Origin of the sequence: Bradyrhizobium sp. BLXBL-01 (assembly GCF_051853025.1) — a bacterium.
GTDB lineage: Bacteria > Pseudomonadota > Alphaproteobacteria > Rhizobiales > Xanthobacteraceae > Bradyrhizobium.
Genome location: NZ_CP182471.1, coordinates 2,987,274 through 3,002,054, shown reverse-complemented (window position 1 = coordinate 3,002,054; position 14,781 = coordinate 2,987,274). Strand labels below are relative to the sequence as shown.

Sequence of the window (14,781 nt, the reverse complement as noted above, 5' to 3'; positions counted from 1 at the left end):
TAGCAGGTTCAGATTTCGCCAGAGTTCAAAATGACTTCCATGAAATTTGCAGCTTTGGCGACGCGAATCGAGCGCTTCCCGATCGCCGGCAGCTTTACCATCAGCCGGGGCGCCAAAACCGAGGCCGTCACCGTCGTGGCGGAGGTCAGCCGGGACGGCCTGACCGCCCGCGGCGAGTGCGTGCCCTATCCCCGCTATGGCGAGACGCCGGAGGCGACACTGGCCGCGATTGAGGCCATGCAGGAGGCCGTCGCGGGCGGGCTGACGCGAGAGGCCCTCCAGGCCGCCATGCCGCCCGGTGCGGCCCGCAACGCCCTGGATTGCGCCCTGATCGACCTCGAGGCCAAGGCGGCCGGCTTGCGCGCCTGGAACCTGCTCGACCGCCCGGCCCCGGGGGAGCGCACCACGGCCTACACGATCTCGTTAGGGACCCCCGAGGCCATGGCCGCAGCGACCGCCAAGGCGGCGCACCGGCCGCTGCTCAAGATCAAGCTCGGCGGCGACGGCGATCCGGAGCGCATCGCGGCCGTGCGCAAGGCCGCCCCCGAAGCCGAGCTGATCGTGGATGCCAACGAGGCCTGGACCGAGGCCAATCTCGAACACAATCTCGCTGCCTGCGCCGTGGCCGGCGTTACCCTGGTGGAGCAGCCGCTGCCGGCAGGCAGAGACGAGGCGCTGGCGCGGATCAGGCGCCCGCTGGCGGTCTGCGCCGACGAGAGCGTGCACGACCGCTCTTCGCTCGCACCCTTGCGCGACCGCTACGATGCCGTGAACATCAAGCTCGACAAGACCGGCGGCCTCACCGAGGCACTGGCCATGGCCGATGCCGCCCAGGCGCTCGGCTTCGAGATCATGATCGGCTGCATGGTCGCAACCTCGCTGTCGATGGCGCCAGCGATGCTGGTGACGCCGCAGGCGCGCTTCGTCGATCTCGACGGCCCGCTGCTGCTCGCGCACGACCGCGACCACGGCCTGCGTTATGACGACAGCCTGGTCTACCCGCCGGACGCTTCGCTCTGGGGCTGAGCCGTGAGGCGATGCCGCGCCGACCAGATCAGGATCGCGCCGGCAGCGGCCATCGCGGCCATGACGTAATAGACACCATCACCGATGCGGGCATAGATCGCGCCCGATGCGATCGACGTCGCCGCGCCCAGGAGTCCGTTGCAGGCGGCGTAATAGCCCTGCCCGCGCGCGATCTGATGCGACGGCACGCGCTGCACCAAGAGGTTCATGGTGCCGAGGATGGTCATGCCAAAGCTGAAGCCGTGGCCGAGCTGGGCGATCGCGAGCAGCACGAGCGGCGGCTCGCTGGCGGTGACGATCCAGCGCAGCACGGCGATCACGCCGCCGATCGCCATCAGCGTGGACGGATGCAGCGAGAAGCGCGGCGACAGCGCGAACACCACGATCTCGGCCATCACGCCCAGCGTCCACAGCACCGCGATGGTGAGCCCGCTGATGCCATGGAGCTGCCAGTCGATGGCCGAGAAGGTGTAGAAAGCGATGTGGCTGCTCTGGATCAGCGCGGCCGATGCGATCACCGCCCAGAAGCCGGCATCACGCAGCAGCGGCTTACCGGCGGGCCGCTCCGGCGTCCTGCGCCTGAGATCGTCGAGCGGCTGGAGCAGCAGGCTGGCGAGAACAGCGACGACAGCCCAGGCCACGATGACCCAGATCAGCTCGCGCGGAGCAATGACGTCGACCAGATAGCCGCAGGCGAGCGAGCCGGCGGCGAAAGCCGCCGAGCCCCACAGCCGCAAGGGTCCGTAGTCGAGCCCGTAGCGGGCGACACCGCGCAGCGCATAGGCATCGGTCAGCGGCATCGTCGGCGTCCACATCATGCAGGTCAGCGCATAGATCACGAACAGCGCCAGCGGCTGCTGCTGCAGGCCGACGACCGAAAATCCGATCGCCGTCGCCAGCGCCGACACCATGATGCCGGCGCGAATGGCATGCCGCTTTTCGGCAAAGGCCGTGACCTGCGGCAGCGTGGTGAAACGTGTGATCGCCGGCAGCGCGTTGATGATGCCGATCCAGGCCGCGTCGACGCCGATCGCCTTCAGCCAGACCGGGAAGAACGGCATATGCGTGCCCAGAACCGCAAAGAAGGCCGAATAGAACACGGCGAGGCTCACGGCGAATCGCCGCTTCGTCGCTGCCGCGATGGGGATTTGTGATTCGGACTGCATCAAACCAATTGCGATTCGGTCGATATCGTGGTGATCGTTACAGTAACGCGCACTGATTTGCGCGACGAGATTGTCATGGCCAACGAAGCATTCGCCCTCTCGCCCATGTCTGCCCGCGCCGCGGAGCCGAACGAGCAGGATTACGAAGCGATCCGCGAAGCCTTCATGGAGACCGCGCGCGGCCGCTGGTTCCTCGGCGAATATGCCAAGCGCAACCGCAATGCCGACACAAGCATGGTGCTGGATGCGGTCGCTCGAATCGAGGAAACCCTTGCGGCACAGCGGCAACCGGTCGTCGAGGACCGCCTGCCCGGGGCGCTGGTCGAAATCCGCCGCGCCATCCGCGAGGCGGAGACGATCGCACTCGCCGCGTTCGATCCCGCCGCGATCGAGGCGAGCCTCGCACCGATCCCGCGCGGGGTGCGCATCATCAAGGAGATCTCCTGGCGCTGGCGCGAGATCGGCGCCGACGGGCGAATCTGCGACCTCATTGATTCGCAGCTGGCCTCGATCGAGGCCGCCTGCGGGCAGATCTCGACCCTCGATCCCCGCGTCGAGCTCAAGGCCGCGTTCGATTTGTTGAAGGATCGGGTCGAGCAGCTCGACGGCGGCGCATCGCCGCAGGCGGCTCCGGCTCCGGCGCAGGAGGTGCCGTCATCCGCTGCGGAAGCCTCGCCCGTCGAGGCGGCGCCGGCGGCGATGGCCGGCGAAGCAGTGGCTTTTACGGAGACGCGCGAAGAGATCGCCGCAGCTCCGGAAGCCGAGGCGGCGGCTGTCGAAGCAACGGCCGTCGCTGAGACCTCCGTCATCGCCGAGCAGGCCATGGACGCGGCTGCTGCACAGGAGATCGCGGCCGACAGCCAGATACCTGCTGAAAGCGCGGTGCTCGAAAACGTCGCGCCTGATGATGCCGAACTCGAAGCCGTCGCGTTTGAAGAGCCGGCCGCTGAGCCCGAGGCATTGACGGAAGCAAGCGAGGAGTTCTCGCTCGATGCCGCCGCCGAGGCCGAGGACGAAGCCATTCTCGAAGCCATCGCGCTGGAGATGGCCGCGCCCGATCCTGAGTTCGATGAGATCATCGAGCCGGTCGAGATGGCCGCCGCAACACCGGAGCCGGTGCCCTCGGATGTCGCAGCGCCCATTGCCACCGCGCATCCGCAGCCGGTCGCCGAGCCGGTCGTCGCAGCCGTCGCCGAAGAGCCCGCCGCGGACGCGCCGATCGCGCTGGACTCGCTCGCGCGCCTCACCGACGCCATCGCGGAAGCCGCCGCCGAAGTGATGGAGCAGCAGGCGCCGGCCATGGCGGCAGCAGCATCGTTCGCCGCAGCACCGGCCGCAACGCTGCCGATGCCTTCGCCCCTGCCTGCGTCCATGCCCGAAGCCTCGCTCGGCGCCACCATCCTCGCCAGCGGCATCCTGCAAAAGCCGCGCGCACCAGCCAACGACCCGCTCGCCCCCATCCGCCGCATGACCCAGGCCGAGAAGATCGCGTTCTTTTCGTAAGCGACGACGCGCACTCCCCACGCCGTCATTGCGAGCGCAGCGAAGCAATCCAGAGTGTCTCCGCGGCGGCAGTCTGGATTGCTTCGCTGCGCTCGCAATGACGCGTAGGCGCAGTCAGCGCCTCATCACCCGCAATTCCACACCGCCCCGATCGGCGTGCGCGTCCAGCACGGGCCAAAGCTGCCGCCATTGTAGCGACCGCCGTTGAACCCGGGGCGGCCGAAATAGTGCCACTCGCCGTCCCAGCGATAATATTGCGGAACCGGGTCGATGTACCAATGGCGACGTTCAGTCCGCGCGAGGCGCCGCATGGCGTCTTTCTGCTTGTAGAGCGGGATGCTGTTGCTGAGCGGCTGCCGATAGCCCGGCAGAAACCCATAGCCCTTCCAGACCGGCTTGGGACGCTTTTGCACGGGCTCGGCGGACGCGACAGCGGGCAGCAACGACAGGATGACAGCAACGAAGAGACACAGAAGGCGAGACATGGATCGACGATAGACGCTCGCCTGGCGGAAGACCATTCAAATTCGAGTGCTGGCAGATGGTCGCGTGGGAGCATCGCACATGATGTCGCATCCGCTTCGATCACGCGGTGCGTCGATCGAACGCAGCCGCGCTAACCGATCACGCCCTTGCGGATCAGGAAGCAGCCATAGCCCCTGCTGTCACCGACCTGCACGACGCCAAAGCCTGCCGCCGCCGCGCGATAAAAATCCGGACGGGAGAGCTTGCCGGGTGCAACGGCGCGGCCAACAGCGCGCTCGATCTCGGCGAGCACGGCGCGCTGCACCTCGGGCACGCGGTCGGGATCGTCGACCGGCATCATCACACGCACCGGATCGGGATCGAAATCGTCGAGCGGATAGACCGACATGATGGCGCGGACGGCGACCTCCATCGTCATGCCCGGCAATTGGATCAAGCGTTGCGACGAGGTGCTCTGCGCGATGCGGGTGGCCGGGTGATTGGCATCGACGAAAACGAGGTCGTCGCCGTGGCCCATGGAGGCGAGCAGCCAGAGCAGGTCTGGCGTCAGGATCGGATCGATCGATTTCAGCATGTGACGGCGGTTCCTCCCAATTGATCGCTAACCATAACAGGTTCCGAGCGTGATTCAGATCACGGAGGCCGCCATGGTGACAGGGATCACGGACCGCAGGGCTCGAACGCGGCCAAGCTTGCGCGCAACCAATCTCGCATCGAGATGAGTGCCAAAGGAGCACGCCATGTTCCGCCTAAAGCCCTTTTTCATGACAGCGAGCCTGTTGGGAAGCCTGTTCGGCTTCGCCTGCGGGCCCGTTTCCGCGCAGGTCGCCCCGGTGCAGCCTGCCCCCACCGCGCTGCAAGGCCCGGAGCAGCGGGTGGCGCTGGTGATCGGCAATGCGAACTACAAGAACGCGCCGCAGCTTGCGAATCCCGACGATGACGCCCAGTCGATGGCGCAGTTCCTGAACTCCGCCGGGTTCGAAGTGGTCGCAGCGACCGACCTGACCCAGAACGACATGCTCCGCGTCGTCCAGGACTTTTCCGCCAAGGTCGCCTCGCGCGGTCCGAACACGGTGGCAATGGTCTATTACGCCGGTCACGGTGTGCAGCTCGCCGGCGAGAACTATCTCGTTCCGGTCGATGCCAAGGTCTCCAACCCCACCGAGCTCGTCAACAATTCGGTGCGCCTCGTCGACGTGATGTCGACGCTGGAGACGATCCCGAGCCGCATGCGCATCGTCATCCTCGATGCCTGCCGCAACAACCCGTTCCCTGAAGTCAACGACGCCGGCCGCGGCTTGGCAATCGTCGATGCGCCGAACGGTTCGATCGTCGGCTACTCGACCGCGCCGGGCACTGAGGCGCTCGACGGCACCAATGGTCACAGCCCCTACACGCAGGCGTTCCTGAACGTCGCGCGCGAGCCCAACGTGCCGATTGAGCAGCTGTTCAAGCGCGTGCGCCTGCAGGTCAACCAGACCACCAGCGGCGCGCAGATCCCCTGGGAGAGCTCGTCGCTGACGAGCGACTTTACGTTCTTCGGCGACACTGCGATTGCCGCCAACCGCGCGCCGGTGAATACGCCGGTCGTGCAGATGGCCTCCAATTTGCCGAGCCGCTCGACGCGCCAGGCCTATGACTACGTCGTGTCCGAGGGCCGTCCGGAATATTATCAGGAGTTCATCCAGATGTATCCGCACGACCCGCTGTGCGACCACATCCGCTGGCTGCTCACGAACCTGCTGATCTCGCAGGCCTGGCACAAGGCGGTGCTCGCCAACTCCCCGCTTGCCTACAAGAGCTTCTATGACAGCTACGGCAACAGCCCCTATGCGCAGGTCGCGCTGAAGCTGCAGGCGCAGCCGAAGCAGATCCCCTTGATGCAGGCGACCAAGTTCCTGGCGCCGCAGAACTTTGCCCCGACGATCAAGATCGGCAATCTCGGCCAGCCCAAATACATGCCGCTGATGCAGCAGGGCAATGGCGTGCAGGTGAACGGCAATCTGCCGGTCGTGCAGAAGCCGGTCGACGGCAACGTCGTCGGCAAGCTCGGCAATGGCGGCCAGATCGTCACCCTGCCTGCGGGCAACAACCAGCCGAACCCGCAGAACGGCACGCCGTCGCAGACCCCGAGCAAGATCGTCACCCTGCCCGCACCGACCCACACGACCAATGGCAAGGTCGGCATCGGCAAGATCGTGACCCTGCCTGCGATCAACAATCCGCAGAACGGCGGCAACAATGCCGGCACGACCAACGGCTCGTCTGGCAAGACCGTAAACGTGCCGGTGAATCCCGGCACGAAGATCGACGTGAAGCCGGTCAACCTTCAGACGCAGAACCAGCCGATCCGCGTCAACAACGGCAACACCGGCATCGTGAAGCCCAACACTATCCCCGTGAACAAGGTGCAGGTGCGGACCAACGTGCAGACCAACCGTCCGCAGCTCAACACGATGCCGAACCGCATGGTCAGCAGCAACAACAACTTCCGGCAGTCGATGAACCAGGCGCCGAGCATGAATAATGGCGGCAACCGTCGCGGCGGCTTCATGCACTGATTGCGCAGGAAGTCGGTCTGCTCCCTCCCCCGCTTGCGGGGGAGGGCTGGGGAGAGGGTCTCACCACAACGGGACAATCCCCAAGAGGAAGAAGCCCTCACCCGGCACTGCGTGCCGACCTCTCCCGCAAGCGGGAGAGGTTGCACTGAGCAAGCGGAAAGTTCGATCCTCAAGATCGACAGAAACACAGAAGGGGCAGAGCGGCGACGCTCTGCCCCTTCTTCATATTAGTTCCTCTCATTCCGGGATGGCCGTGAGAAGGAGACGACTAGGCCACCAGCTCGGCGAACAGATCCGCGTCGACATTGCCGCCGGACAGCACGATCACCACGTTCTTCCCCGTGACGTCCAGGCGTCCGGCGAGCAGCGCGGCAAGACCCACCGCGCCGCCGGGCTCCACCACGAGCTTCAGCTCGCGATAGGCGAAGGCGACGGCCGCGCCGACTTCGGCATCCGACGCCGTCACGCCGCGCGCGAGCAGCTTGCTGTTGATCGCAAACGTCATCTCGCCCGGCATCAGCGCCATCAGCGCATCGCAGATGGTGCGGCCAGCCGGCGGATGCGGCTCGCGATGGCCGGCGGTCAGGGAGATGCCGTGGTCGTCGAAGGCCTCAGGCTCGGCGACCACGATCTCGGCTTGCGGATAGCGCGCCTTCACGGCCGTGGCGACGCCCGCGATCAGGCCGCCGCCGGAGGCCGGCGCCACCACGATGTCGGGGCTGAGGCCGAGCGTTGCCATGTCCTCGGCAATCTCGCGGCCGGCGGTGCCCTGCCCTGCGATCACGAAGGGATCGTCGTAGGGTTTGACCAGCGTCGCGCCGCGCTTCTCGGCGATGCCGCGCGAGATCGCCTCGCGGTCGTCCTTGTCGCGGTCGTACAGCACAACTTCGGCGCCGTAGGATTTGGTGCGCTCGCGCTTCGACATCGGGGCATCCGCCGGCATCACGATGGTCGCCTGCATGTCGAGGATTTTTGCCGCCGCCGCCACGCCCTGCGCGTGGTTGCCGGAGGAGAACGCGACGACCCCGCCGGCGCGCTTGTCCTGCGGGATCGAGAACACCTTGTTGAAGGCACCGCGGAACTTGAACGAGCCGGTGCGCTGGAGCATCTCCGGCTTCAGAAACACCTTGGCACCGACGCGCTCGTTGAGCACGGGGAAGGACAACAGCGGGGTGCGGATGGCGTAAGGCGCGATCACGCGCGCCGCGGCGTCGATGTCGGCAGGGCCGACCGGAAGGAGCTGTTCGGTCATGGCGGAATGTTATCGCGGCCGATCGGGCCCGGGCAAGACACCTCCGCGCGATGATTTCCCCATAGCGTTGTAGGCGAAGTGGCTACCGGTTCGCGTGAAGAAAACGCGTCAAAACAAGAATCTAGAGCCATTTCGATCCATCGAATCGAGATGGCTCTAGGCGACCTGGCGCCCCTGTTCCGCGCCGGCCCTGCCGGGCAGCACCGCCCCGACCGCCAAAATGCTGTCGATGAAGACCCGCGCCGAGGCTTCCCAAGTGTAATTGGCGGCAAACGCGACGCAATCCTGCCGGGAGATGTCGAGCGCGGCGAAGCAGGCGCTGCGCAGGTCGTGATCGAGCGCGCCGACCGGCGCATCGCCGATCACGTCGCGGGGTCCCTTCACGGGGAAAGCCGCGACTGGCAGACCACTCGCCAGCGCCTCCAGCAGGACCAGGCCGAAGGTGTCGGTCTTGCTCGGGAACACGAACACGTCGGCGGCCGCGTAGATATCCGCCAGTTCCTCACCGTGCTTCTCGCCGAGGAAGATCGCATCGGGATAGGCCTCTTCCAGCGAGGCGCGCGCCGGGCCGTCGCCGACGACCACCTTGGTGCCGGGCAGGTCGAGCTCCAGGAACGCCTCGAGGTTCTTCTCCACGGCCACCCGGCCGACCGACAGGAATACGGGGGCCGGCAGGCAGAGATCGATGACGCGGGGGTGGAACAGGCCAGTGTCGACGCCGCGCGGCCACAGCACGACATTGTCGAAGCCGCGCTCGGTCAGTTCGCGCGCGAGCGCCGGCGTCGCCGCCATCACGGCGCGGCTGGGGCTGTGGAATCGCCGCAGAGCCCGCCAGATCAGCGAGCCAGGGACTGGCACGCGGGCGCGGACATATTCGGGGAAACGGGTGTGGAAGCTGGTCGTGAACGGCAGCTTGCGCTGACGGCAATAGCGGCGAACCATCAGGCCGATCGGCCCTTCGGTCGCGATGTGGATGCTGTCGGGCCGCGCCTCCTCGATCAGCCTTGCGATCCGGGCCGGGCGCGGCATGGCGAGGCGCACGTCGCGATAGCTCGGCATGGCGAAGGTGCGGAACGATTGTGGCGTCAGGAACGTGAACTCGACGCCGAGCTCTTTGGCGGCGTCAGCGAGCTTGGTCAGCGTCCGAACCACACCGTTGACTTGCGGGTGCCAGGCATCGGTCGCAACCAGGATGCGCATCAGGCCGCCCTTGCCGCGACCTGTGGCACCTGCGCCGGCTTCTGCAACTGATCCGCCCAGGTGATGATCTCGAAATGGCCGTCGTCGTGCTCGACGAGGGCCGTGCAGCTCTCCACCCAGTCGCCGCAATTCATGTAGCGGATGCCGGCCTCGTCGCGGATCACGGCGTAGTGGATGTGGCCGCAGATCACGCCGTCGGCCTCGTGGCGCCGTGCCTCGGCGGCGAGCGCCTGCTCGAACGCGCCGATATAGTTGACGGCGTTCTTGACCTTCTGCTTGGCCCATTGCGACAGCGACCAATAGGGCACGCCGAACAGGCGGCGAAAGAAGTTGACGAAGCGATTCATCTGGATCGCGAAGTCGTAGGCCTTGTCGCCGAGATGGGCGAGCCAGCGCGCGTTCTGCACCACGAGATCGAAGATGTCGCCGTGAATGACGAGATAGCGCTTGCCGTCGACGCCGGTGTGAACCGTGTTCTCGACCACGTCGATGCCGCCGAAATGCGTGCCGTAATAGTTGCGCAGGAACTCGTCGTGATTGCCGGGAATGTAGATGACCTTGGCGCCCTTGCGCGCCTTGCGCAAAAGCTTCTGGACGAGGTCGTTATGCGATTGCGGCCAGTGCCAGCTCGATTTCAGCGCCCAGCCGTCGACGATGTCGCCGACGAGATAGATCGTGTCGGCATCATGGTAGCGCAGGAAGTCGAGCAGAAGATCGGCTTGAGAACCGCGGGCTCCGAGATGGACGTCGGAGATGAACAACGTGCGAAAGCGCCGCTCCGGGCTCTCGTCACTCACATCGTAACTTCCCATGCGCCAGCCTGTAACAATGTCCCGTGACAGGGGGATGACCGATTGAACCCTCGAGGCACCTTGAAATACGAATCACGCCTTGCCTCGCCCTCCCCGCGAATATCAGTCGCATGCGACAATCAGGCGACATGGCGCCGCAGGGGGCTCTGGAGATCAGATCCCGGCCGGAAGCCACGAGATAGGTGTGCTCCCTCCCCCGCTTGCGGGGAGGGCTGGGGAGAGGGTGTTTCCCCGGCAGCCCGCCTCAGTAGAACTTGTGGAAATGATGAATCGGTCCGTGGCCGTGGCCGACGCTGAAGCGGTCGGCGGCGGCGATCGCGGCACTGATCCAGGCCTTGGCGTTGCGCACGGCGGCCTCGAGGTCCTCGCCCTTGGCCAGCCCCGCCGCGATGGCGGAGGACAGCGAGCAGCCGGTGCCATGGGTGTTGCGGGTGGCCACGCGCGGCGCGGCGAGCGCGATCGTGGTCCCGGCAGTGACGAGATAGTCGGTGCTCTCGGCACCCTCTCCGTGCCCGCCCTTGATCAGGACGGCGCGGCAGCCCAGCGCCAGCAGGCGGCGTCCCTGGCTTTCGATCTCGGCCTCGCTCGCCGCCACCGGCTCATCGAGCAGGGCCGCGGCCTCCGGCAGGTTCGGCGTGATCACGGCGGCCAGCCGCATCAGCCTGGTGCGCAAGGCGTCGACGGCTTCAGCGGCGAGCAGGCGATCGCCGGAGGTCGCCACCATGACGGGATCGAGCACGACGTGCCGCGGTGCCCAGCGCGACAGCGCGGCCGCGATGGCGTCGATGCTGGCGGCCTGGGCCACCATGCCGATCTTCACCGCGCCGATGTCGAGGTCGGAGAACACCGCGTCGATCTGCTCGGTGACGAACCCGGCCGGCACCGCGTGAATGCCGGTCACGCCGCGCGTGTTCTGCGCCGTCAGCGCCGTGATCACGGAGGCGCCGTAGACGCCGAGCGCGGCAAAGGTCTTCAGGTCCGCCTGGATGCCGGCGCCGCCGCTCGAATCGGAACCGGCGATGGTGAGTGCGACCGGGGTCGTCATCGCGGGGGACATGTGCTTGAGGACGCCGCCATGGCCTGTCCTAGCGCGACCGCGGAACGCCAGCAAGCGCGCCGAATCGCCGCCGAGCGTGATTCGCGAATCAATTGCGCGCCTTGCGAATCAGTCGGACGCGGCGCGGTCAAAGGCCCGCAATGATGCGGGCTTGAAAATGCAACGGCGCCGGACCCTTGGTATAGTCGTGTACCTTAGCGTGCTTCGCCGATGACGAGGTACGTCAGGTGGTGGAACCGTCCAGCGACCCGATGTTGCAGGCCGCCCCGGCCCGCAAGCCATCTGAAAGACTCTTGGGGTGGAACGATGTGGGCCTTCTTCGAACGTCTCCTCGACTCGTCCATGCTGTCGCCGCACGGCATCTGCCTGTTGTGGGAGCCTGAGCTGATCTGGCTTCACGTCGTTTCCGACGCCTGCATTGCCGCCGCCTATTTCTCGATCCCGTTCGCCCTCGCCATCCTCGTCACCAAGCGGCGCGACCTCAAGTTCGGCTGGGTCTTCTGGGCGTTCGCGATCTTCATCATGGCCTGCGGCCTGACTCACGTGCTGTCGATCTACACGCTCTGGGTTCCGATCTACGGCATCGAGGGCATGGTCAAGGCCGCCACCGCGGTCGCCTCGGTCTTCACCGCCGCCGCACTCTGGCCGTTGCTGCCGAAGATCCTGACGATCCCCTCGCCGTTCGAGCTGCAACAGGTCCAGGCCGCGCTCGAGGAGGAGGAAATCAAGAGCCGCGACGCCGCGCTGCTGCTGCAGCAGGTCCGCGACGCCCAGCGCGCGATGCGCGAGAGCGTGGCGCGCCTCACCGCGATCGTCGAGACCGCCGTCGACGGCGTCATCCTGTTCGATGCGCAGGACCGCATCCTGCTGTTCAATCCGGCCTGCGAGCGCTTGTTCGGCTACCGCGCCGACGAGGTGATGAACCGCAACGTCGGCATGCTGATGCCCGAGGCGGATGCGGCGCGGCATTTCGCGATAGGCGGCGAGGCCATCGGCCTGCGCAAGGACGGCACGACATTTGCGATGGATCTCTCGGTCGGCCAGGCGCGGCAGGACGGCGAATTGATCTTCGTCGGCATCGTCCACGACCTCACCGCGCGCAAGCTGACCGAGCAGCAGCTCCAGCAGGCGCAGAAGATGGAGATGGTCGGCCAGCTCTCCGGCGGCATCGCGCACGACTTCAACAATCTGCTCACCGTCATCATCGGCAATGCCGAGCACCTGAGCGAGCAGCTCAAGGCGAGGCCGGACCTCAAGCGCTTTGCCGAGGACATCTGCCAATCGGGCGAACAGGGCGCCGAGCTGACGCAGCGCCTGCTCGCCTTCAGCCGCCGCCAATTGCTGCGGCCCCAGACGATCGATTGCCGCAGCCTGCTCGATTCCATGTTCAAGCTGCTCAAGCGCACCTTGCGCGAAGACATCGAGATCAGGACGAGCTCCGGGCCCGGCACGGTCCTGGCCTTTGCCGACCGCGCCCAGCTCGAATCCGCCGTGCTGAATCTTGCGCTCAATGCGCAGGATGCCATGCCATCGGGAGGCCACCTCACGCTGGCCACTGAGCTGGTCACGATCGACGACGATCGCGCCCTTCACCCGGAGGTCGCGCCCGGCAGCTACGCCCTGATCTCGGTCACCGATGACGGCGAAGGCATGACGCCCGAGATCACCGCACGCGCGTTCGAGCCGTTCTTCACCACCAAGGAGGTCGGCAAGGGTTCGGGCCTCGGCCTCAGCATGGTCTATGGCTTTGCCAAGCAATCGGGCGGCCATGTCTCGATCTACAGCGAGGCAGGCCTCGGAACCACGGTCAGGATCTACCTGCCGCGCGCGAACACCGGCTGGTCGCAGGCCGATCTTCCCGACGGCGAGGACAAGGCGCCGCGAGGCTACGAGACGATCCTGATCGTCGAGGACGATCCCTTCGTCCGCTCCTCCGTCATTCGCAGGGTGGAAGCGCTCGGATATCGCGTCGTTGCTGCGGTCAACGGCAAGGATGCCCTGCAGCAGCTGCAGGGCGATCCCGGCATCGACTTGCTGTTCACCGATATCGTGATGCCCGGTGGCATGAGCGGCTGGGACCTCGCCGATCAGGCGCGGCGGCTGCGTCCCGGCCTGCCGGTCCTGTTCACCTCGGGCTACGCGCTGGAGACCCTGGTCGCGCAGGGCCACGCGCGGCCGCAATCGATCGTGCTGACCAAGCCCTATCGCAAGGTCGAGCTCGCCCAGCGGCTCAGGGATGCATTGGCCGCAGCGGTGGTCCCATCCTAGACTTGCGAATGCGCCGCGCAGGAGCCGCAAGCTGGCTTGCTAAATCCGGCCGGTTTTGGCCTATTAGCCGCCAGATCCGCTTTCGGAGTGCCCGCGATGGTTCCTTTCTTCGTCCAAATCAAATGCAAGCTCGGCCAGTCCTATACGGTGGCCAATGCGCTTGCCGAAGCCGAGATCGCCTCCGAGATCTATTCCACGGCCGGCCAATACGACCTCCTGGTGAAGTTCTACGTCGACAAGGATACCGACATCGGCCATTTCGTAAATGAGAAGGTGCAGGTGCTGCCGGGCATCCAGGACACCCTCACCATCATCACCTTCAAGGCGTTCGGCACCAGCTAGAGCATGCGCCTAACAACGGCCGAAGCGCGCCGGCAGCGCTAGCCGCCCTCCTTGCGTTTGGGCGGTGTCGGTCCCTGCACCGGCGGCAGCGACTTCAGATACGCGGCCATCGCGGCGCGGTCTTCTGCGGTCAGTTGCGCCAGATTCTTGATCACCGGCCGCATCGCACCCGAAGCGCTATCGCCCTCGGGCATGTCGCCGGTCTCGAGAAAATCCGCGATATCCTTCTCGCTCCAGCTGCCGATGCCCTGCTGCGTGATGTTGGGCACCCAGCCCTCACCTTCCGGATTGGGCCCACCGGCAAAGCGCTGGCCGGCGATGATGCCGCCGAGCGCATTGCGCGGGCTGTGGCATTCGGCGCAATGGCCGAAACCGTTCACGAGATAGGCCCCGCGATTCCATTGCGGCGAGCGCGCGGCGTCCGCGACGAACGGCGCGGTGTCCATGAACAGCAGTTTCCAGATGCCGACATTGCGGCGAATGTTGAACGGAAACGGCAGCGCGTGGTCGCGCACTCTGCCGGACACCGGCGGCAGCGTCTTCAGATAGGCAAAGAGGTCGCGAACGTCGTCGATGCTTGCCAGATGATAGGACGTGTAGGGAAACGCGGGGAAATAGTGCGCGCCCGCGGGCGAGATGCCGCGCACCACGGCGTTGACGAAATCAGCCTCGCTCCAGCGGCCGATTCCGTCGGCCGGATCGGGGGAAATGTTGGGCGCGTAGAACGTCCCGAACGGCGAGCCCAGCGCCAGCCCGCCGCCGAGCCGCAGGCGATCGGGCTGATTGGGGATGGCGTGACAGGACGAGCAGCCGCCGGCGTTGAACAGCTCCTGCCCGTTGGCAAGATCCGGACTCCGTGTCGGCGCCGGCAAGGCCAGCGCGGCCGGGGCGGTCAACCACCAATAGAGGCCGAACGCCGCGGCGGCGGCGATCAGGGCGGCAAGAAGCATTCGTCGCAGCATTCGATCATTCCATCGTGAGCGCGCGAACTTAAGGGTCATGCCGCGCCCGATCCAACCACGAATATTTTAGACGGTCCGGCTGTAATGCGGGAATAAACCGCATGGCGCACTGTTTGAAGAGCAATCAGGCGTCAACAGGGAGAGAC

13 protein-coding genes are annotated in these 14,781 nt (G+C 66.0%); 5 read left to right on the top strand and 8 right to left on the bottom strand.

What is annotated here, in order from left to right; genetic code table 11:
- The first annotated feature begins 30 nt into the window (after window positions 1–30).
- Window positions 31–1,026 (top strand): N-acetyl-D-Glu racemase DgcA, encoded by a 996-nt coding sequence (gene dgcA, locus ACNJYA_RS13620; protein WP_212260252.1) that lies wholly within the window; start codon window positions 31–33, stop codon window positions 1,024–1,026.
- Here the strand turns inward: dgcA and ACNJYA_RS13615 are convergent.
- Window positions 996–2,192, bottom strand: a complete 1,197-nt coding sequence (locus ACNJYA_RS13615) for an MFS transporter (protein WP_439403101.1) — start codon at window positions 2,190–2,192, stop codon at window positions 996–998. The two genes, dgcA and ACNJYA_RS13615, sit on opposite strands and share 31 nt — an antisense overlap.
- A 75-nt stretch (window positions 2,193–2,267) precedes the next feature.
- Between ACNJYA_RS13615 and ACNJYA_RS13610 the strand changes: the two genes are divergently transcribed.
- Window positions 2,268–3,695, top strand: coding sequence for a hypothetical protein (locus tag ACNJYA_RS13610; protein ID WP_439403100.1), 1,428 nt, complete (start codon window positions 2,268–2,270; stop codon window positions 3,693–3,695).
- Window positions 3,696–3,820: 125 nt separating this feature from the next.
- Here the strand turns inward: ACNJYA_RS13610 and ACNJYA_RS13605 are convergent, their stop codons facing one another.
- Window positions 3,821–4,180, bottom strand: a complete 360-nt coding sequence (locus ACNJYA_RS13605) for a hypothetical protein (protein WP_246572060.1) — start codon at window positions 4,178–4,180, stop codon at window positions 3,821–3,823.
- Between the two features lie 131 nt (window positions 4,181–4,311).
- Window positions 4,312–4,755: an RbsD/FucU family protein gene (locus tag ACNJYA_RS13600; RefSeq protein ID WP_172785277.1), complete on the bottom strand. Its 444-nt coding sequence runs from the start codon at window positions 4,753–4,755 to the stop codon at window positions 4,312–4,314.
- Window positions 4,756–4,921: 166 nt separating this feature from the next.
- On the opposite strand from ACNJYA_RS13600, the gene ACNJYA_RS13595 reads away from it, so the two are divergent.
- Complete coding sequence (locus tag ACNJYA_RS13595) at window positions 4,922–6,742, top strand: caspase family protein (protein ID WP_439403099.1); 1,821 nt, start codon at window positions 4,922–4,924, stop codon at window positions 6,740–6,742.
- 268 nt (window positions 6,743–7,010) lie between these two features.
- On the opposite strand, the gene ACNJYA_RS13590 is transcribed toward ACNJYA_RS13595, so the two are convergent.
- The 4 genes from ACNJYA_RS13590 to thiD all read right to left on the bottom strand — a co-directional run bounded on the left by ACNJYA_RS13590 (window position 7,011) and on the right by thiD (window position 11,051).
- Window positions 7,011–7,994, bottom strand: a complete 984-nt coding sequence (locus tag ACNJYA_RS13590; protein ID WP_439403098.1) for a threonine/serine dehydratase — start codon at window positions 7,992–7,994, stop codon at window positions 7,011–7,013.
- A 156-nt stretch (window positions 7,995–8,150) separates the two neighbouring features.
- Entirely contained in the window at window positions 8,151–9,194 is a 1,044-nt protein-coding gene (locus ACNJYA_RS13585; RefSeq protein ID WP_439403097.1) for a glycosyltransferase family 4 protein, read from the bottom strand.
- Window positions 9,194–10,006, bottom strand: coding sequence for a UDP-2,3-diacylglucosamine diphosphatase (locus tag ACNJYA_RS13580; protein WP_172785281.1), 813 nt, complete (start codon window positions 10,004–10,006; stop codon window positions 9,194–9,196). Before ACNJYA_RS13580 ends, ACNJYA_RS13585 begins: the two co-directional genes overlap by 1 nt.
- A 244-nt stretch (window positions 10,007–10,250) precedes the next feature.
- Complete coding sequence (thiD, locus tag ACNJYA_RS13575; protein WP_439403443.1) at window positions 10,251–11,051, bottom strand: bifunctional hydroxymethylpyrimidine kinase/phosphomethylpyrimidine kinase; 801 nt, start codon at window positions 11,049–11,051, stop codon at window positions 10,251–10,253.
- Window positions 11,052–11,369: 318 nt separating this feature from the next.
- On the opposite strand from thiD, the gene ACNJYA_RS13570 reads away from it, so the two are divergent.
- Complete coding sequence (locus ACNJYA_RS13570) at window positions 11,370–13,331, top strand: PAS domain S-box protein (RefSeq protein ID WP_439403096.1); 1,962 nt, start codon at window positions 11,370–11,372, stop codon at window positions 13,329–13,331.
- A gap of 96 nt (window positions 13,332–13,427) precedes the next feature.
- Entirely contained in the window at window positions 13,428–13,673 is a 246-nt protein-coding gene (locus tag ACNJYA_RS13565) for an Lrp/AsnC ligand binding domain-containing protein (RefSeq protein ID WP_135162037.1), read from the top strand.
- Window positions 13,674–13,711: 38 nt separating this feature from the next.
- On the opposite strand, the gene ACNJYA_RS13560 is transcribed toward ACNJYA_RS13565, so the two are convergent.
- On the bottom strand, window positions 13,712–14,635 hold the full coding sequence (locus ACNJYA_RS13560; RefSeq protein WP_439366608.1) for a c-type cytochrome: 924 nt from the start codon (window positions 14,633–14,635) through the stop codon (window positions 13,712–13,714).
- Between the last annotated feature and the right edge of the window lie 146 nt (window positions 14,636–14,781).